16 protein-coding genes are annotated in these 18,631 nt (G+C 36.5%); 9 read left to right on the top strand and 7 right to left on the bottom strand.

Annotation, left to right across the window (positions count from 1 at the left end):
- A partial coding sequence (locus tag N7931_RS19630) for an IS3 family transposase (RefSeq protein WP_410369361.1) occupies nucleotides 1–129 on the top strand: 129 nt, incomplete at its 5' end.
- 109 nt (nucleotides 130–238) lie between these two features.
- Here N7931_RS19630 and N7931_RS17800 read toward each other — a convergent pair.
- Together N7931_RS17800 and N7931_RS17795 are read right to left on the bottom strand one after the other, a co-directional pair.
- Nucleotides 239–1,636, bottom strand: a complete 1,398-nt coding sequence (locus N7931_RS17800; protein WP_262795698.1) for a DEAD/DEAH box helicase — start codon at nucleotides 1,634–1,636, stop codon at nucleotides 239–241.
- A 2-nt stretch (nucleotides 1,637–1,638) separates the two neighbouring features.
- Complete coding sequence (locus tag N7931_RS17795) at nucleotides 1,639–2,190, bottom strand: hypothetical protein (RefSeq protein WP_262795697.1); 552 nt, start codon at nucleotides 2,188–2,190, stop codon at nucleotides 1,639–1,641.
- A 92-nt stretch (nucleotides 2,191–2,282) separates the two neighbouring features.
- On the opposite strand from N7931_RS17795, the gene N7931_RS17790 reads away from it, so the two are divergent.
- Nucleotides 2,283–2,489 (top strand): helix-turn-helix domain-containing protein, encoded by a 207-nt coding sequence (locus N7931_RS17790; RefSeq protein WP_262795696.1) that lies wholly within the window; start codon nucleotides 2,283–2,285, stop codon nucleotides 2,487–2,489.
- 407 nt (nucleotides 2,490–2,896) lie between these two features.
- Here N7931_RS17790 and N7931_RS17785 read toward each other — a convergent pair whose 3' ends face one another.
- From N7931_RS17785 to N7931_RS17775, 3 genes are all read right to left on the bottom strand, one after another.
- Complete coding sequence (locus tag N7931_RS17785) at nucleotides 2,897–3,322, bottom strand: transposase (RefSeq protein WP_262795695.1); 426 nt, start codon at nucleotides 3,320–3,322, stop codon at nucleotides 2,897–2,899.
- A 661-nt stretch (nucleotides 3,323–3,983) separates the two neighbouring features.
- Complete coding sequence (locus N7931_RS17780) at nucleotides 3,984–6,341, bottom strand: hypothetical protein (protein ID WP_262795694.1); 2,358 nt, start codon at nucleotides 6,339–6,341, stop codon at nucleotides 3,984–3,986.
- A 254-nt stretch (nucleotides 6,342–6,595) separates the two neighbouring features.
- Entirely contained in the window at nucleotides 6,596–6,787 is a 192-nt protein-coding gene (locus tag N7931_RS17775; RefSeq protein ID WP_262795693.1) for a hypothetical protein, read from the bottom strand.
- Nucleotides 6,788–7,432: 645 nt separating this feature from the next.
- Between N7931_RS17775 and N7931_RS17770 the strand changes: the two genes are divergently transcribed.
- From N7931_RS17770 to N7931_RS17750, 5 genes are all read left to right on the top strand, one after another.
- The gene (locus N7931_RS17770) at nucleotides 7,433–11,665 is read left to right on the top strand and encodes an Ig-like domain-containing protein (RefSeq protein WP_262795692.1); all 4,233 of its coding nucleotides are present in this window, start codon (nucleotides 7,433–7,435) and stop codon (nucleotides 11,663–11,665) included.
- 13 nt (nucleotides 11,666–11,678) lie between these two features.
- Nucleotides 11,679–12,539, top strand: coding sequence for an RHS repeat domain-containing protein (locus tag N7931_RS17765; protein ID WP_262795691.1), 861 nt, complete (start codon nucleotides 11,679–11,681; stop codon nucleotides 12,537–12,539).
- 6 nt (nucleotides 12,540–12,545) lie between these two features.
- Nucleotides 12,546–12,968, top strand: a complete 423-nt coding sequence (locus tag N7931_RS17760; RefSeq protein ID WP_262795690.1) for a hypothetical protein — start codon at nucleotides 12,546–12,548, stop codon at nucleotides 12,966–12,968.
- A 205-nt stretch (nucleotides 12,969–13,173) separates the two neighbouring features.
- The gene (locus N7931_RS17755; RefSeq protein WP_262795689.1) at nucleotides 13,174–14,052 is read left to right on the top strand and encodes a hypothetical protein; all 879 of its coding nucleotides are present in this window, start codon (nucleotides 13,174–13,176) and stop codon (nucleotides 14,050–14,052) included.
- 279 nt (nucleotides 14,053–14,331) lie between these two features.
- On the top strand, nucleotides 14,332–14,799 hold the full coding sequence (locus N7931_RS17750) for a hypothetical protein (RefSeq protein ID WP_262795688.1): 468 nt from the start codon (nucleotides 14,332–14,334) through the stop codon (nucleotides 14,797–14,799).
- Between the two features lie 489 nt (nucleotides 14,800–15,288).
- Here the strand turns inward: N7931_RS17750 and N7931_RS17745 are convergent, their stop codons facing one another.
- On the bottom strand, nucleotides 15,289–16,128 hold the full coding sequence (locus tag N7931_RS17745; RefSeq protein ID WP_262795687.1) for a helix-turn-helix domain-containing protein: 840 nt from the start codon (nucleotides 16,126–16,128) through the stop codon (nucleotides 15,289–15,291).
- Nucleotides 16,129–16,218: 90 nt separating this feature from the next.
- A complete protein-coding gene (locus N7931_RS17740) occupies nucleotides 16,219–17,055 on the bottom strand; it encodes a GNAT family N-acetyltransferase (RefSeq protein WP_262795686.1) in 837 nt (278 codons plus the stop codon).
- A 604-nt stretch (nucleotides 17,056–17,659) separates the two neighbouring features.
- Here N7931_RS17740 and N7931_RS17735 point away from each other — a divergent pair.
- Both N7931_RS17735 and N7931_RS17730 read left to right on the top strand, forming a co-directional pair.
- The gene (locus N7931_RS17735) at nucleotides 17,660–17,878 is read left to right on the top strand and encodes a hypothetical protein (RefSeq protein ID WP_262795685.1); all 219 of its coding nucleotides are present in this window, start codon (nucleotides 17,660–17,662) and stop codon (nucleotides 17,876–17,878) included.
- 24 nt (nucleotides 17,879–17,902) lie between these two features.
- Nucleotides 17,903–18,061, top strand: coding sequence for a hypothetical protein (locus N7931_RS17730; RefSeq protein WP_262795684.1), 159 nt, complete (start codon nucleotides 17,903–17,905; stop codon nucleotides 18,059–18,061).
- Nucleotides 18,062–18,631: the final 570 nt, after the last annotated feature.

The following is an 18,631-nucleotide window of genomic DNA, read 5'->3' as shown; positions in this document are numbered from 1 at the left end:
ACTCGCCATCAGGCAATGGCTGACATAATCGATTACATAGAACCATTTTATAATCAAAAACGGAAACACTATAAGCTGGGAAATATTTCACCTGTCCAATATGAGCAGAAGTTACTAAAAAGTGCCTAAACATGTCTCCAAATTTAGTTGACCGTTACAGTCTGACATTGCCGATAATTTTAGTTTACTGGACGGGTTCAATTGCGTTTCCTATATTGGCTGCCATTTCAATTTCTTCCTAAAAAGGAGACTGAAATGCATGAATGAGTTGCTGTCTAAAATGGCCTAGGATGTCCCAGTGAGTATAAGCTTGAGTATTTTCTGCAGTCAAAACAGCTTTTGAGTTTAGCTCAAGTAATATATTGTCTGTCGTATTGTTTGATTTTACTGGAGAAGGTTTTTTATTTGAACTTTTCAAATTTTCAGTAACTGCTGGGTTTAAATTTAATTTATTTATCTCACTTTTATCATTTAAAATAACATTGTAATTCGGTATATCTTGGTTTAATCGCTGAGCATAATTGCTGAGGTTTGGTTCAGCAAAAGTGTATAACCATGCTAGTTCAGTATGGTTGCCTGTGACTCTCAATATTCGCCCAATAATTTGCCTGAAGTATAATTCAGTTTTCACTCTGCTTAAATGACAACATACTTGGAGCCTAGGTATATCTGTCCCTTCTGAAATCATTCCAATGCTGATGATCCAAGGCGCAGAACTTTCTTTAAACCTACTTATTCTCTTGGCTGAGTTCTCTGTTTTGTAGCTAACGATCTCTGCTATTTGTCCAAATTCTTTTTTCATTAGCTTCTGAATTATCTGCGCATGTGAAACCGATGTCGCTACAACAAGCCCTGCCGCATTTGGGTTACTCTCTCGAATTGAAGCTAATTTATCTACTGAGGCTTGAAGAATATATTTGAGTGCGTTTTTATTGTGCAGTAGCTCGCTATAACTAACCACTTTTTGATTAAATAATTCTTGAAAGCTTCTATAACTGCTTTGCTCTGATTTGTGTGTGACTAGAATTTTGTCGTTATCAATTAAAGTGATCTGTGGTACCCGGCAAACCTTATCTGAAATAGCGCGAGCAAGGCCATATCGATAATGCGTACTAATTCTCCCATTAGAATCTGCATAATGAGTTAAAGTGATTGGTAACGAATCACTTCTCCAAGGCGTACCGCTCATAGCTAAAATAAATTCAGCTTTATCTTTGATATTATTGAGTATAGATTGTCCCCAGGCGTTTCCATGAACGAATTCACTACCGGCACAATGATGAATTTCATCAAATACAATAAAAACTCGATGTGATTTTAAAATATCCCAAAAATCATAATCTAAGTGCAACATTGCTTGGTAGGTCATAGAACGTCCAACTGAGCCAAACAAACCATCAAATTTCAAACTCATTACTCGTTCAAACACATCTCTTGCATTTTCAGCGGTTGTCACACTTGGTGAAAAACAAATAACGAAATCTATCTTATCTTCAACAAATAACTTTTTAGCTAAACTTGCGGACATAATCGTTTTGCCAGCTGCAGGTGTTGCTAAACATAAAAAATGGCGTTGATTTAGGTAATGTTTAAACGCAAGATCAATGCATTCGTTTTGCCAATTTCGTAATTTCATTGTTAATCCGCAGCGATATTTTGAAGGACGGTCTTAATTGCTTTTATTTTCCCCAGTAATTCATTTGATTTATGACAAGCCACTAAATAATGCTGTTCTAAGGTTTTTTTCATATCCGGAACTATTGAAAGCAGACGCTTATATTCCTCAGACTCTGCAATAGATGATTGAAAATCAATTTCATATTTTTTTAATTCACGCACCAGTATGGTTTGTGAGGATTCTGAGACAGGAATAGCCGCCACTGCACTGGAGTTCTGCTCACTCTCTAATGAGAAAATTTTAAATTTAAAATTCATATTTTCGAATTCTCGCGAACTTCGGTAAATAACTTTTTTACTACCAGTTGCTCTCTTTTTTTCTAGAGCTTTATATTTAACGAGCCGACTCAATTGACGGTACAGAAGCTTATTCAGCTCTTCCGTTGAAACTTTTAGTTTGGTTTGTTCAATGAAAAGCTCTCTAATATGTTTGATGTCGATATAAACATTATTGCTATTTAAAAATATTTTATGAAGGGTCGGATTTATCAAGGTGACTTTTGAGTTAGGCATTATTATATCAGAGAATAAAAAAAAGAGGATTATAAGCCGTGGATTTATAAACCGCAAAAAAAGATAGTCTTTTATTTTTAAAGCTACAAAAAATGAGAGACTTAGCTAAAAAATTAGGAGCCAATATTCGATCAAAGAGAACAGATATTGGATTAGCACAGGACAAATTAGCAGAGCTGGCCGACATGGACCGGAGTTACATAGGTCGAATTGAACGAGGCGAGATGAATATTACAGTAGAAAAGCTTTATGCTCTGGCATCAGTTTTAAAATGCTCGCCTAAAGACTTACTACCTTAAACAGCTCGATCTTTCAGAAATAACCTAATTTGGTAAGACGCTTAGAGCGTCGATGCCGATCTGTTTATTAGATATGCTAATTGTTCAATCGCAGACACAATTTGTTTTTATCAAGTTCAACATAGTTAGAAAAATCATATCTATCACAGTTATCTACATCCTGGATAGATATTTGTATTTACTATTGAGAAAATATCCGGTAAAAATTTATTTATAAAAATATCACATGCGGATTTTATTATGTGTTAAAGCATTATAACTCTACAAAGTTAATATAAGCTTACTTTTGAAGTTAAAATTCTCAAAGCTCGCATTTGTGTAATTAAATGCGAGCCATATTTGCCGCCCTGGGCATTTCTATATGGCTTTTGATGATTGGATTCAACGTATGACACTGGGGGATCCTCTCATAATTTAGCCATTCCTTCTTGTTGTATTAGCTTGGTAGATAGGGCTATTGCTTGGTGAATATCACTCATTGATATTCGATACTCTCGCCATCGTTTTCGTACTTCACGACCCAAACGAATAGTCGATAGTACAGCTCTTTTTCGTATGGTATTGGCTTGGAATACTTTATCCCAACCACGTTGACGGGCAATCAGACCGATTAGTCGCAATACCCATTCTTCTAACATGGCAATCAATAATAAGATATCAAACCGCTTTGTATCACGACTATTACTATGGCGCAGGCCAAGCCCATATTGAGGGCTTTTCACATCTCGAAAGCTTTCTTCAATTTGCATGCGTTTGGCATAAAGTTTGGCGATTTGATGGGCGTTTATCTTTGCGACCTTTGTCTTTTCCTTTGTATAAATACAGGTTTGCATTGATTGGGCTTTTTCGTCCGAGTTGACCAAAGCCAAGCGTTTTTGGCGAAATTAATTAGCTCAAATTGCACCATGCGTGTCTATATGATTGAATCTTTTCAATATTATGAGGGGATTCGTGAGCGTATAACATTACCGGCAATATCATCAAATAATAATATAACGTTTGTTGAGTTTCCCTAAAAGTTACTAGTCACTTACTGTTAATCCCAACATGCCATAATTTAAATAAAACTATAACATCTCTTATATTTAATTTAAAAGTCTTTTTATTTTAACATTAACAAGCATGTTGGGATTATTTGATAGTTGGCTATGCATTAGCAAGCAATTATGGGTGTTTGACTGTTTTTGGATAAATTCATCAACATACTAGCCTTAACATTATGATATTAATATCTTTTATATGTATGAATTTCGTATTTTGAATGTTTCGTCGATTCCATTTAAAACGTTTTATGTACAAAAAATATCTGGTCATCAATTTCAAAAATGGGATAGAAGCAGACGGTCGGATAAACTCGATTTTGGACAAAAGTGAGTTACTACCCATGGAGGAATCTGACTGTTCGGATTTCTTCCAATATTGCAGCTAAATGACCTGCCTTAATGTGGCTGGCGGACTTCCCTTGTCCACCAAAAGTTGGAGCTAAGCTAAGTGCTAACTTACGTTAGCTACTTCTTCTAGACTCTTGGCATTTGATATTTCTTTCTCAGTCAGTGCAATGAAGTGGTAAGGTTGGTCTTCCTGATCAATATTCACTGCAATAACTAGGCAGTATTTTACATGGTCAGGCTCCAGTCCCATTGACGATGCATTGTCAATAAAATCGTAGCGTTTTTCACGGTTTTCATTTTTAAATAGCACGACAGCTAAAGCATACTCTGAACTCTCAGGTGGACTGTAGATCAGGCTATTTTTGTGACCTTCGATTTCCCAGTTTCTCTGGACAACTTTCGAAAGGTCTGCAATATGCTTCACCATCTTTCTTTGATCGTCTGGAGGAAAACGATTCAAAATACAGCCGATCTCACTCCATCGCGGTGTCGCTCTTTGTTCAAGTATGTGGAATATATCTCTGAACCAACGCGACGTCTTAGGCTGAGGCTTATCTACATTAATCCCTTGTTCTTTAGACATATAGTAGAGATCTATTGGATTTGACATGTCAGTAATAATCACCTCCATAGATGGATCATCAGCCATATTTCCCATGTTCAGCAAAGTTGAAAGATACAGTCCTAAGAAGTCTAATTCATCACCAACAAACTTGTAACTCCCTTCAAGTTCTATCCTTCTCAATAGGTAATGCACTATCTGAACTGGATGTTCTAAGAGGTCAAACAAGGTTTCGAAATCCCCGATATTCATAGAAGGACAAGCCACAAACTCATCAGGAAGCCAGCCAGTGGCTTCGAATAAGCGTAAGTTTGACTGAAGGGTAGCAAAGTCTTCCAATGATACCGAAACTCTCAGAACCTTATTAATGTTGTGAATATTAATCGGCAAATTCTCAACTAAATCATCAAGTAAATTTGCATCTCGAATCTCATTAAGTTTTTGCTCTAAACGATAGGACTGAACGCTAGGATCAATCAGTACTTCTTGAAGGTGCCTTCTTATTCGATCTGGTGCACCTCTCAACGCTGGTTTTGAGATTTTGTGAGATTTGGCTTCTATGATAATCGCATGCGAATCAATAAAAGCGATAAGATCAGTTTCGTACTGCGCATCATCATGGCTCCACTTAATCCCAGAAACGACTTTAGACGTAGGAAAGCGTGTCTTTACAATGCTTTCAATTTTATTTTCTAAATATAAGGCTCGCCGCTTATGTAGCCCCTCTTTATCATATTGTTCAACTATCTCGTCTAACGTACCTAGAGCGAAGCTAAAGAATAGTTGAGGTAGTATGCAGTAGTACTTGTTTCCAGAAACAATTATTGGTTTGTGCCAAACAGGGTTATCTAGAAAAAAGAAGAAGGTCTTTTTATTCTTTAAATCACCAGGAGAATACGAGAACAAATCAGCAATCTCTTTTACTTTGCAAGGTTCTAAGCCTGTTGCTTCAGAGACCTTATCAAAGTCAATCAGATAGTAGTCTGCCATTCTCAAATCGAAATGGGACAAACACATTGCAAACACTTTCTGCTTAGACATGCGTGATATATCTATCTGGCGTGCAAATTCTTCAGCTTCCTTTTGTCCTTGACCAATCAACTGGTGATACCTTAACAGCAGATCAAATGGTTTCTTTGCCTTGGTAAGCTCAGACAAGACTTTAAAGCGTTGTGATAAATTATCTTCCATGATGTCTGTTAGGGCTTCGAAAGTTGCAATGATATCTGAAGCGGTAAAGCCCAACTTATTAGACAGCAAGCCATCGAAATTTGAGTATAACTCTTTACACACCGTTTTTACTTGAGAGTAGTAACCCCAGTTTCGAACTATCTGAGTGTGACCTCTTAGCTTTTCTTGAATGAGGCTTATTGCACTTTCGCTATCGGAAAGTTCAGTCGAACTATCACTAATTCGACTAAATGCAAACGCATGACTAACTTCCTGAAGCTTATCTATAACAGTTTGCACAACATCTGGAGTTATCGGGTATAAACCAACTTCATCCTCAGGTATTTTTAACAAAATTGCTTGAAGTAACTCTACATGCGCTTGTTGCACTCCTGAGGCAGAACCCCTTGACGATACTCCTGAATCACTTACACCAATAGTAAGGCCATAACACGCAATATTAGAGATCAATGTTATAGCGTCATACTTACGCAACGTGTCCTCAAAAAAATCGAGAGATTCAATAACGATCTCTTTACTTTTTTCTCCCATTTTAGATAGTGCTTCTTTGCGTTGTTCGTCGGATAATCCAGAAAATGGATTGTTGACCTGTGTCATAACTGGCATAGAAGCAGTGTCTGATTTTTGTGGGATAGCATTTGTATTTTTGTTCGTTTTTTTAGCTTTTTTCCGTTTAGCATCTCTACGAAGCTTACTATTTTTACTCATGATTCTGACCGAGTTATTTCTTTCTTTAGTCCTGTGGATTAATTTCTGAACCATAGGATACGCGGTTATAGCACTATCAATAATATCACTCTGTTGCATATTTGGGTGTGCTTTTGCGCAAAAACGTGCAGTAATGGAACTAACAAGCTTTGGGGCATAACCGATCTAGTCACAGTTGCTAGCTAAGCGTTGGACAATAATGAGTTGAAAAGACAACTCCACATAAGATTAATGTCTATGTCTAGACTTTTGAGTTATAAAAACAGCTTTGTAAAAGCTATAGTTAAACCTATTGCGGCAAAAATCAGTGTTAATTCATACCACTTGGCTTTTTTATCACTAAAACTCTGCTCGCTAAGCAATTTACGAGTTTCTGCGTTCAACTTATGCATTTCTGCTACTGTTTTTTCAAATTCTGTACTTTCCAAACTGATCTCGTTGCTCATAATTGTTTCCTTAATAATAGTAGATTTGAAGAAAAACTCTATCAAATATACGTATGATCATTAGGGGGACAACATTTAACGCTAATAGCGCTGTAAATATACAGTTTTAATTATTGAGAGTGGGAATATGTATAAACCACCATTTTTAGAATTTGTGAGGGCTGAGATCGGAACTCGACATTATAGTTACCAAACTGAAAAAACGTATTTGTACTAGATTAAATGTTTTATCTGTTTTCTCTGGACTGATTTGTCTTGGTTAGCGGACGTTTAATCCCACATTGATGAAGTTCTGCTTCTCGCTCTTTTGAGGCATTCGCCAAAACACGTTTTGGGTCAGTGTCGTGCCAGAAGAAGAAACTGGGTATTTTGATCCCTCAGTATTAAATTCTGGAGCAAAGCAGACAAAAAACGAATCAGAAATTAATTTCATTCCAAATCTAACTATGAGATGTCTAGAAAACTAGTGGCGATTCAGGCTCTAACAGTCTATCACTCAATATTAAATTTTTATGAAATATATGAAATTACTGAAAATTTGTAATAGTTCAATCGTTTAGTACATAGATAATTCTGTTCTAAAGAGATTAAATTTGAACATCTAATTAAGTTGAAAATCTTAAACACTTATAAAAAGGATTAATAATGATTGGAAAATTATTTGCAAGTAGTTTGATTTTAGCGTTTTTTTTCTTGCTCCCCCCCCAAAAAAAATCTTATGCTGAGGATGGAGTTGGCGTACCTGGTCAATTCTATAACTATGAATTTGATTTTTACGATATTAATAAAGGAAACTATGTTCTTACCCCTTATGACCACACTGTTTTAGGAGAAAAAATTGACGAAAGTTCAGGTAGGGTGAAGTTCGAGTATATAGATATAAATATACCTGGTAACTTTGATATAGAGGTTGCTTTTAGACGAACATATTCAACTAGTACGACCTATCAAGATAAAGGATGGTCTTTACCTGAAACCCCTCGATTGGAGTTTCAGGTTGTAGGTTATGGGCCCAAAGCCGTGGCGAGCGAAGATTGCACTAAAAGTCATATTGCTAATCCAATTTTCATTTCATTAGGTGAATTTGGTTCTGGTGAAGGCTATTTCATGAAAAGTTATAAGCAGAATATCCCTCCAAATTTGATTATTCCTGGGAAGATTAATGAAAGCCTACACTTTAAAAATGAAACTCTTCCTTATAATGGTTCGGGGCACATATTTACCACAGCATCCAAGTGGGTCGTGAGCTGTGTCACCTCTGAAAGTAGTAGCGGTTCTTGGTATGAAGCAGTTTCTCCCAAAGGGGTCAGATATACATTTGATACAAAGATTGTAGCAAACTATTCTCATAATGAAATTAAAGAGTCTAATAAAACTTACGAAATGTATCGTGTTAATTTTTATGCGTCTAAAGTAGAAGATAGATTCGGAAATTGGGTTAAATATAATAGAAATATCGATGGCTTGCTAACTAGTATTACTAGCAGTGATAACCGAAATATTTCAATAGGTTATATAAATAATAAATTGACAACGGCTACCGCGAATGGAAAAACATGGCTGTATGATTTAACTGAAGATGCAATCTATTCAACTGGCACTGTTACTAGACCGGATGGTAAACAATGGATATACAATCTACAAAAAAGGGATAGTAACAAGTATCCTAATGACGGATTAGTCTCTTGGTGTGATATCGAAAATATAATTGGTGATAAAAATGGTGACGGTGATGGAGTTATTTCAAATAAACAAGGAACTGATACTCTAACAGCTACGCCAACAATTACAATACAGCATCCAGATGGGGCTGTTGGTAAGTTTTGGCTGGGTTTTACAACACATGGCACAGCAAAAATTGATCCTAAAAATTCCGGCCCGATAGGCAACATACACACAACTTCATCCCGCTGTTCTTATTTTTATAGTTTGCTCAAAAAATCTGTTTCTGGTACTGGAGTTCCTGAGTCTATTTGGCGTTATGAATATTCTTTAAATGAAGGATATTACAGAGATGTTCCACATGATGAAAGTTATTATAACAACATCGACTCAAACATGATGTTTTCCGGTGAAATACCTCGAAATATCAATAATTATGATTACAAGTGGACAAAAATAATTAGACCAGACAATAGTTACATCACGCGCTATTTTAACCGAGATGCGTTTAGTTATTTCAAAAATAAACTATTTGCAGAAATTTTTTACAATGTTGATGGCACCCCGCTTAAAGAGGTTTTATATAATTATGAACCTGGAACATTCTATGCGTCAGATTTTGTTCCTACTGAGACTAATTTGACAAGCCAAAATTCCCAAAAGCCGAAATTGGTTTCCAAGAAAGTAACTATATTTGAAGACTTAAAGAGTAATACATATACAACAGATATTACAAGTTTTGGAGATTACGATTATCCCTTAACTGTCGAAGAGTATAATGACTTCAGTTCTGAAAAAAAATATAAAAAATACACCTATAAACACGATACTTTAAACTGGATTTTTGGTTTGCCAGAAAAAACTTATATAGGTGATTCGACTGATACTTATGAACTGGTTAATAATATTACTTATTATGCTTCAACGCATAATTATAGTTCCTTACCATATTCACTGGCTAAACACGGTCTAACTTATAAACTCTTTAATAGTTATACTTTAGGTAATCCTCGAAGAGTCAGTGAAATATTGACAGGTAGATGGTTTAATTATAGCAACTATAAACGTGGGATCCCTCAAACAATTGTTCGCCCTTCTACGGAAGATCATACAGATACTCAATACGCTACACAGACAATAAATGACGATGGTTTTATTACAAAACAGTACGACTTCGAAGGAGAATGTATTGAATTTGATTATGATCTACTGGGTAGAATAACATTAGTATCCCCATGTAATACGTATTGGAATAATATAAATATCTCTTATGAATCAGTTTCAACACAGGAATCTGGTTTTGAATATATAGATGTTGGTATGTTAAAGCAATCAGTAAGTCGCGGTAATAGCAGGCATGTTACTTATTATGATTCCTTTCTTCGCCCAAGATTTACCAAAGAGTGGGATGTTTCAGAGCCCAACTCAACAATGCGATACACCAGAACTGACTGGGATATCGACAATAAAATTACTTATCAAAGTAAGCCGTCCTCAGAGCAATCAACACTCTATGGGACGGTATTTGAATATGATATGTTGAAACGAGTTGTTGTAGAGAACGATAACTCAGTCACTGGGCAAATAGATTTCACTTATCATTCGGATAATCGCATATCTAAAATTGACAATTTAAACAACCATACAATCACAACATATCTGGCTTTCGGTGCTCCAAATTATAAACTCGCAACTTTAATTGAATCTCCAGAGTCGATCCGTACAGAGTATGAATACAATACTCACTATAATTTGATATCAATAACTCAAGGAGGGGCAACTGAAAATCTAGTCTACAACTCGAATCAACAATTATGTAAATCAGTTCGCCCAGACATTGGCAACAGAGCTTACACTTATAATGTTTTAGGTGAAGTTACAACAATGGTTCATGGCGCTTCAGTCGGCTCGGCAATCGATAGTTGTGACACAATTTTCGATTCATCAGAGATAACGGCTTATACTTATGATTTCCATGGAAACCTAGCTACCGTAAGTTACGGTGATGGGAGTCCAACCAAAATTTACTCTCATGATGAAAACGATAATCTATTGTCAATCGTGTCAAATGGAGTAACTAATACTTATATTTACAATGATTTAAATCAAGTTACAAGAGAACGATTGCAGATAGATGGCTATAACTGGTTGCTTGCATATGGATATGATGCAAATAGTAACCTAAGTTCAATTACTTATCCAAACGGTGAAATCGTGAGTTACTCTCCGAATGCTTTAGGGCAAGCTACCAAGGCTTCAAATTACGCAAATAATGCAAAATATTTTGCCAATGGCATGATTCGAACGTTTACTTACGGAAATGGATTTATCCATACAGTAACGCAACATAATAGTGGATTACCTAAAGATATCTATGATGTTCGTTTAGGTACGCAAGCTTTTGACCATTATTTAGATTTTGATAGTAATGGTAATTTAACGTTTTTAAGGGATGACCAGAACAGCCACTACACACTTGATTTGGGGTATGATGGGGTGAACAGACTCAATGCTATCAATGACAGTTTTCAAGGTAGCGGGCAGTTGTCATATGACACCATGGGAAATATTCTTTCTTACACACTAGGAAATAAGAATTTAGTCTACAGTTATGATTCAAATAAACGACTAGAATCTGTCGGGGGTACTACTAATTATCAGTTTACTTATGATGGTCGCGGAAATATATTAACTAATGGTAACAATACTAATTTTACCTATAATTTGGCTGAAAATGTTATTACAAATAAAGACTATATTCGTTTTACCTACGATGGCCAAGATAAACGAGTAAAAAAATCAGTAAGAGGTGTCGAAAATTATTTCTTTTATAACGATGAAGGAAAGTTAATATTTAAAAAAAGACCTGGGTTATTAACAAATAACATTTATCTAGGCAAAAAATTTATTGCGGAAAATACAACTGATTCCAACACTGGAAATCACCCTCCCTCCGCAGTAAATGACACAATCAAATCGATTCTTGAGTATGGTGAGTATACAACAGTAATTTATCCTTTAGTGAATGATTCTGATCCAGATGGAGATCGGTTAATCCTAACTAGTGCTACTGGAAAAGAGGTGAGTATTAGTTCTGATGGAACCTACATTATCGTGAATAGCTTATCTGATCAAACGATTACATACACTATAAGCGATGGGAATGGTGGAATCTCAAGTGCCAATATTAGTCTTGATATAACAATAGATTATTAAAAGGAATTAAATAATGAATACTTTGAAAGCGATGTTTTTAGCATTATTTTGGTTAAATATTAGCTATCTAAATGCAGAAATAGTTTATATTCATACAGATTTTCAGGGATCTATCATTGCCAAATCTAATAGCAATGGCACTGTGACAGACAGATTGCACTACACTCCATTCGGACAACCGGATAATACAGATTCATTAAATAATGAATCTAGTTACACTGGGCATGTATATGATGAAGAATCTTCGCTCATTTATATGCAGGCACGATACTATGATCCAGTCATAGGTCGTTTCTATTCGAATGATCCGGTTGATTCTTTAGCACATTTGAGCAAAGGAAACCTTCATGGGTTTAACCGTTATACATATGCCAATAACAACCCGCATAAATATATCGACCCTGATGGAAGGGAAGCAGATATTTTTGAAAATAGAAAACGACATGAACAAGCAGTTAAGATTCAAAGCCAGAAGCTCAAGAAACAGGGCTGGAATGTTCGAAATGAAGTGCGTATGAATGTTGATATGGGTGGAGGCGATACTGCCGTAAGAGTTATGGATATCGTTGCGCAAAAAGGAGATAAAACTCGTCTGATTGAGATTAAGACGATGAAGGATAAAGAGAAAAAAGGACCTGCTTCTATTACCAAAAAACTTAACCCTATCTCAAGAACGGTTGAAGCTGGTAAACTAGCAATACGTGGTACGTTCCAGACTTTCCAAATGCAAAAAGACCTGCAAATTGGTGCTGTTGGCGCTACGGAACAGGGAACAGGCACACAAATAGGCCCTACAACCGTAGAATGGCAAGTCATGACACATAATAAGAAGCAGTTCTTGAGAACATTGCCTCCTATTAAAATACAGGAGTAACTGAAGTTGAATTTGATTTTATCTATTGAAGACTATGAAGGCTATGAGCCAGATAGTAAAAGTGTTGAGGATGCTTTACCAATTTTCACACTCCTTTATGGATGGGCATTATCTAAGGATTTATTGGCATCTGATTTAACTAAAGAGCCTTACTCTAGCGCATTCGAAAAAGTTGAAGCTGGAGATTTGAGTCTCAAAAAGTTCGCGATGCAGTTTTTAGACGGAAAAATTACGAGAGATATGTTTAAAGAACCTTGGATTAGCGAGTATGTTTCTGATTATATTCAAACCGGTACATACTCATACGAATTGGAAGATTTTTTTGGTATCGAAAGCGTATTTGAGTTACCTAAAAAATGGAATGATTACATAGCTTTTAAAGAAGAATTAAGTAAATCATTCGACTCGAATAGTCCAAACTATAAATAAGTTATCTATATTGAATCCAAAGCCTCACACTCGCTAAACTAGCTGCGGGGCTTTTTTATAACTCGAAAATATTAGAGAGTAAATTTAATATTGCTCAGGTTGGTAAATGTTGATATTGTGAACAAATGCTTTTCAGAGAACTGATGGCGCCACACAATTTTACTTAATAATGCTTTGGCTGAATGCCAATGTGCTAAGGAAAAATATGAACATACCAGCAATCGAGTTGGTGTTAGCTAACACAAATGCAACTGTCGTAAGACAAAAACTTCCCCGTACCACTTACGGTTCCAAAGACGCAATAATTCAAATTATTCGCGATGCTGTTGATATGGAAGAATCCATACGAAACATTTATGCCTTTGCTTTAGAGGGGAGACCTGGTGCTGGCCGTGATAGTTATCTGGCATTTCTAATTGAATATCGAAATGACCATTTTGATTTATTTGACGACAGCGAAATGAACATGGGGAATACATCAAGAGAGTACGAAGTCATATCAATAATGCAGCACATGTCACTGTTGGCGAATCCTAACCATCTGCTTTATTCAGTCAAGCGTCTGCCATATCAATTAAGAGATTTGCCGCCACTTCAAGTCGCTTGCTTGGTGAAGAGCCAGTCATTCAAACCTTTATTGCCTAATTGGCAATCATTTCTTTCTACTTTCAACAAAGACCAACAATTATCTCCGAAATCAATTTATCAAGCGGATGATTGGGAAGTCCTTTATGATGGTTCAAAAGCAGCATTAAGAGATATCAATGTGTGCTTTATTCATCAATTTATCGGAAATTTACCAGAATATGAGCAGCTAAATCTAGGGATGATTCGAGGCCATGAGTTACGAGTATTTATCGGCACCAAGGGAAATGAATGCCAGATTTGTTTTGTGCCCGTTGATAATGCTTACAACGTTTATCAGCAAATAGAAAACCATCTAACTGAATTTGTATACCGTGATTTTTTACCAGAGTCTATCGTTCGAAGCGCCGGTCAAAGATTGCTGTCTCTAAACAAAACAGAACTAATGCCTGCTAACCAAGATCATTTGCGTTGGGTATTTAGGGAATATCCAACCTGAGTTTGATGATTTTGAATCATCACGGCGGTACTTTGCAGCAACGTACCTAGTTGTAGCAAGGTGCTTAAGTTTGAACAGGAATAATAAAAATGAAATTAGAAGCTGCTATTATTGGACTAGCCGGTGTTATCATCGGCGCTATGTTAGCCACCGCAAAGGATTGGTGGTTTCATCGTGTAAAGAAAAAAGAGTAGACTTACTTAGCCATTCAGATTAGCTGCTTATTGGAACGTTTTACTTCTGGATGCCTTGAAGTAGCGTACGATGATGGTCTTTTTCATGGTCGAAGAGATGAACAAGGTCGCCTTTCGCCTCAGGTCAAAACACCTGATTTTTGAGCCACTCAAAGTCGATGTTAACTGGAAATCTTTACCAACAAACTTGATGTATAAAATATTAAGATTGCCCAGCCGTGTTCATGATGCAAATGCCTATATCAGTACCGAGTGGAAATATGCCTCTTATCCTCCAGACTATGAAGAACTTTTCGAAGCTCGAATAGAAAAATATGCGGAACTTGGTTTGATAGCAATTAAGCTTGTAGAAGAACTTCAAGAGTTGGCAAAACTTCCAACTGTGCCAAAAACAGATGACTGGGATCCAAAATCTCGACTACAACAAGCTTACGATAAAATAAAAGCTGAAATAGATGCCAGAAATCAACGTAACCAACTTGTTGCTCAACAAATGCCAGAGCTCCTTAATATCAAAAATTCTAATGCAGCAAACAGCTCTGAACAGGCTTGAAAAAAGGAAATCCTATGTTTAAAAATGAAAAGTTGGACATTGATACACTGATTAACGGACGTACTTCTATTGATAATTATGGCACTGGAGGATTCGTAAATATGCCAGAGCAAAGAGACTTTGCATCCTGCTAGGTATTTTATTGACCTTTATCTATCAAACGAACTAACAACAAAGCAAGTAAACCAAGAAAAACCGTAAAAATAATCACACAATTTTTGGTAGGGTTATGAAATCAAACAATATGAGACTTAATTGAATTAAAAATCATGAATTAAGATTGACCGTAATATTCTTATAGCGGCCATTTGGGATCGGCTAAATACGTTAGTATGAGGCTCTGCAATTCGCTCTTTGAGGCATTTGCCAAAACACGTTTTGGGGCATAACCGAGCTAGTCACAATTGTTAGCTAAGCGTTGAACATAAACGTTTTAGAAATGGCAGCAAACCTATGTGACTATCGACTTGATTGAACATTTCCGACAGATTACTTAGAGCTAACGCCGCCATACACATCAATAGTTAAACCTCGCTCTTTTTCGTATGTTTTAGGTGTTACGCCAATTTGTTTCTTTAAGTAGCGGATGAGGTGAGGTTGATCGCTAAAACCAAATCGAAGTGCAATGTCGACCCAATCGATATCATCAGATTCGCGTTGGTAAAGGTACTCCAGCATAGCCTCAAGTTTATTCATAGACTGACACTGTTTTAACGTTAAACCTGTCACCCTGTTAAAGCTTCTTTCTACTGTACGTTGTGAGCAGCATAGCTGGTTACCCAGTTCTGAAATTGACACTGAGTCCAGCGCCTGAAGAGCTTTTCGTGTAATCTCGCTATGCTGATCCTCATGGCTGTTCAAAGCCAACGGCAACAACAGACTATCCAATTTGTTACAACACAAATCTGGATTACTTCGTGCCAGCTCAAACAGTTTCATCTCTCCCTCAAATAGATCAGAAAACAGTGTACTTAGCTGAACTTCTTCAACACAATCAAGTAGTGTCTGGTGACCTGAGAATAGTTTCAGTGGATAAAAAGCTCCAATATGAAACTTGATTCCAAGATGGATAAAAGGTTTTGAGTGATCGAGTTGAAGCGTCTGATGATGGGGAAACAACCAGTGGCTCCCTTTACCATCAGCAGATCCAGGGTTCATATCATAGTGATAGCTTTGTTTGGCGGGAGAAATAATCAGATGAGCAGATGGATCAGGGTTTAATTTCGGGTAATCGAAAATGTTTGCATCGGGACGCTTTTCAATTAACCAATAACACTCAATGTATTTTGCAACTACGGGTATTTTTGAAGGCTTTAGCCAATGGATCATAATATTCTCAATCAATTCGCGGTATCAACTATCACTATATGCTAGGTTAGCATTTTCATAAATAAACGCTGACCAGATTGGCGCAAAGTCTTACCCATTAACTGACCATTGATGGTCAAATTCAATCTGGATAATGCGGTTTAGTGGTTCAAACCCCGCTCGTTGTATCGCCTTTTGAGCGCTAAAGTTGCCACTTTCAGTTGAGCAGATAGGAATTAAACCGTATTCATTGGCTACTTTTACCAAACTGTTTAGTACACGAGTGGCAATCCCCTGACCTCGTTCTGACTCGGCTACAATCATCCCTAAGTCTGCATATTGAGTCTGATGTTCATCAAACAGACGACACTCACCCGTTGCTATTAACTTCCCATCCCTCCAATATCCCCGAAGCTCTTCTCGTTTTATTAGATTACTGAAGTACTCTGACAACCATTGTCTTGGAGCACCAATATTACTCACTGCAAATTCAACGAACTCAGCCAATTGTTCCTGACGTGCAAGAGTTATATCCAAGCTTGTTACGTTTGCAGAAACAAATGGGGTAACTTGTTGATACATTAAAGCATTTATTTTAAACGAAGATGAGTTATCTAAGCAAAGCGAAAGATAGTAAGGTTCCGCAGTACTCACAAAAGCACCTTTAATGGAACCGATCACTGAGCTGTTTTGCTCAGTGATCAAAGTAAACAGTTCTTTCGCCTTAGTTTGGGCTGCTTGTGACAAATAAAACTGCAACATATAGCCGTCTCCGTCAATGCAGCAGTACCCAACTAAAGTATCGTCCTCATAAAAACCAAAATGAGAAGAGATGGGAACAAAACCAAAGTGCCACATACCATCAAGTGGTGCTGTCGATTTTTCAAAATACTGTTTTTTTAGTTCATTAATTACTTCTAGTGTTTCGATTGGCTTGATTTCTAACATGGCTATTTTTCCTAACTATGGATGTAGTGTTATCACGAATGAAAGAGCTGCATCAGAGATGAAGTGCCGCTTTCTCTAACGAAAATAGTAGGTGATGGGTGATATGAAAGATTGAACAAAAACGACAGTTACCAGTAGATATCCGAATTTAAAATCTTTTTTTCGATAAATACCTTCGCTATATAGTTATCCATACCTGAGGAAAGCGTATTCTGTTGCGCAACGAAAGAAAATGAGAGATTTCTTCACAACACTTCAGGCTGCAATCATAAATAAAAGTAAGCTGATTCCAGTGAACCTGCCACTGAGTAATTACGTTCAGCCGGTTTGAGGTGGCAGCATGCCTATGTGATTGCTGCCATTTTAGTATGAACTTTTTTATTCTCCCACAACAGGCAAATTGACTCTATCCAATAAAAAGCTAAAACAACTGTATACATAAACAGTTATTCGATGTGTAATCTTGAGTCGTATGTATTTTATTCCTATTTACGTTGAAGCCGGGATATCAACCTTTCAGTCTCCTGCAGCGGAGTACAGACAGCTGGCTCTGAGCCTGGACAAATTGCTTGTTAAGAAGCATAGCGCCACATTGTTTTGTCGAATGAATGACAGTTGTATGGAAGATGTTGGATTGTTAGCTATGTCAGATTACAAAGAAATAGAGGTTACTTTCAAAGCAGTTGTCCCAGTAAATGCGACTGACGAAGAGATTAGAGAGTGGGTTGAATACGAGCTTGGAAATCGCGGAGGAATGAAGTTAGATAACCCGTGTGAAGGTAACTTATCAGCTAGCTCAGTTTTGATTGACTACAACGTTTAACATATTGGAATGAGAGGGGAAAAGATGTCACAGTTTAAAGCGAATGAAAACTACGAACGCCATGTTAAAAATATGGATTATACAGCCATTCAAAACACAAAGGCTAAAGCTATTGATAACGATGATTGGGATGAATTGTCGCGATTGCAGAAAATTGAAGATGAATTAGTTAAGGGGCTTTAAGCCCCATTGGAATAGAGTTAATGCTCTGAACGTGAAAGCATTAAGTTAATATGGCCAACCAAGAAAATTCTAACTGAGTGGACTGTTCCAGCGCTACTAGCTGTATCTGCACTTTCGATAGCTAAATTAAACTGTGTATTAAAATCTAAGCTTTTAAAAAGTTAGCAGACTTAATGCCACACAAAAAAGCTCATAATATAAATTATGTTAAATTAATTTCAATTAAATCGAAAAGTAGACATGCGAAATTCGTCGTTCTACTTCAATTGACAAATTAAAGAACGTGATACCATTTTTTTTCTTAAAAAAAGTGGAGTAAGCATGAATATTGAAACTAAAAACATGATTTGTTTAATATTTTTAATAATGATTCTATTACAAATATCATTATAAATAGCAATTCAAACGACTCGCATGAAAATCATGCGAGTTTATCGTTGGTGAATAATAAAAATTTAATGTTCTGCGCCAAGCAAGGGTGTTTGACTGTTTTTGGATAAATTCATCAACATACTAGCCTTAACATTATGATATTAATATCTTTTATATATATTAATTTCGTATTTTGAA

The sequence above is a fragment of the Catenovulum sp. 2E275 genome (assembly GCF_025515275.1).
Taxonomy (GTDB): Bacteria; Pseudomonadota; Gammaproteobacteria; order Enterobacterales; family Alteromonadaceae; genus Catenovulum.
This window is presented reverse-complemented; position numbering and strand designations above follow the sequence as displayed.

Excerpts from the sequence above, each read along its gene's own strand:
- N7931_RS17800 (WP_262795698.1), bottom strand. The coding sequence starts at position 1,636 with ATGAAATTACGAAATTGGCAAAACGAATGCATTGATCTTGCGTTTAAA.
- N7931_RS17730 (WP_262795684.1), top strand. The coding sequence starts at position 17,903 with ATGTCACAGTTTAAAGCGAATGAAAACTACGAACGCCATGTTAAAAAT.
- N7931_RS17780 (WP_262795694.1), bottom strand. The coding sequence starts at position 6,341 with ATGAGTAAAAATAGTAAGCTTCGTAGAGATGCTAAACGGAAAAAAGCT.
- N7931_RS17795 (WP_262795697.1), bottom strand. The coding sequence starts at position 2,190 with ATGCCTAACTCAAAAGTCACCTTGATAAATCCGACCCTTCATAAAATA.
- N7931_RS17790 (WP_262795696.1), top strand. The coding sequence starts at position 2,283 with ATGAGAGACTTAGCTAAAAAATTAGGAGCCAATATTCGATCAAAGAGA.
- N7931_RS17765 (WP_262795691.1), top strand. The coding sequence starts at position 11,679 with ATGAATACTTTGAAAGCGATGTTTTTAGCATTATTTTGGTTAAATATT.
- N7931_RS17755 (WP_262795689.1), top strand. The coding sequence starts at position 13,174 with ATGAACATACCAGCAATCGAGTTGGTGTTAGCTAACACAAATGCAACT.
- N7931_RS17745 (WP_262795687.1), bottom strand. The coding sequence starts at position 16,128 with ATGATCCATTGGCTAAAGCCTTCAAAAATACCCGTAGTTGCAAAATAC.
- N7931_RS17735 (WP_262795685.1), top strand. The coding sequence starts at position 17,660 with ATGAATGACAGTTGTATGGAAGATGTTGGATTGTTAGCTATGTCAGAT.
- N7931_RS17740 (WP_262795686.1), bottom strand. The coding sequence starts at position 17,055 with ATGTTAGAAATCAAGCCAATCGAAACACTAGAAGTAATTAATGAACTA.
- N7931_RS17770 (WP_262795692.1), top strand. The coding sequence starts at position 7,433 with ATGATTGGAAAATTATTTGCAAGTAGTTTGATTTTAGCGTTTTTTTTC.
- N7931_RS17775 (WP_262795693.1), bottom strand. The coding sequence starts at position 6,787 with ATGAGCAACGAGATCAGTTTGGAAAGTACAGAATTTGAAAAAACAGTA.
- N7931_RS17785 (WP_262795695.1), bottom strand. The coding sequence starts at position 3,322 with ATGCAAACCTGTATTTATACAAAGGAAAAGACAAAGGTCGCAAAGATA.
- N7931_RS17750 (WP_262795688.1), top strand. The coding sequence starts at position 14,332 with ATGGTCGAAGAGATGAACAAGGTCGCCTTTCGCCTCAGGTCAAAACAC.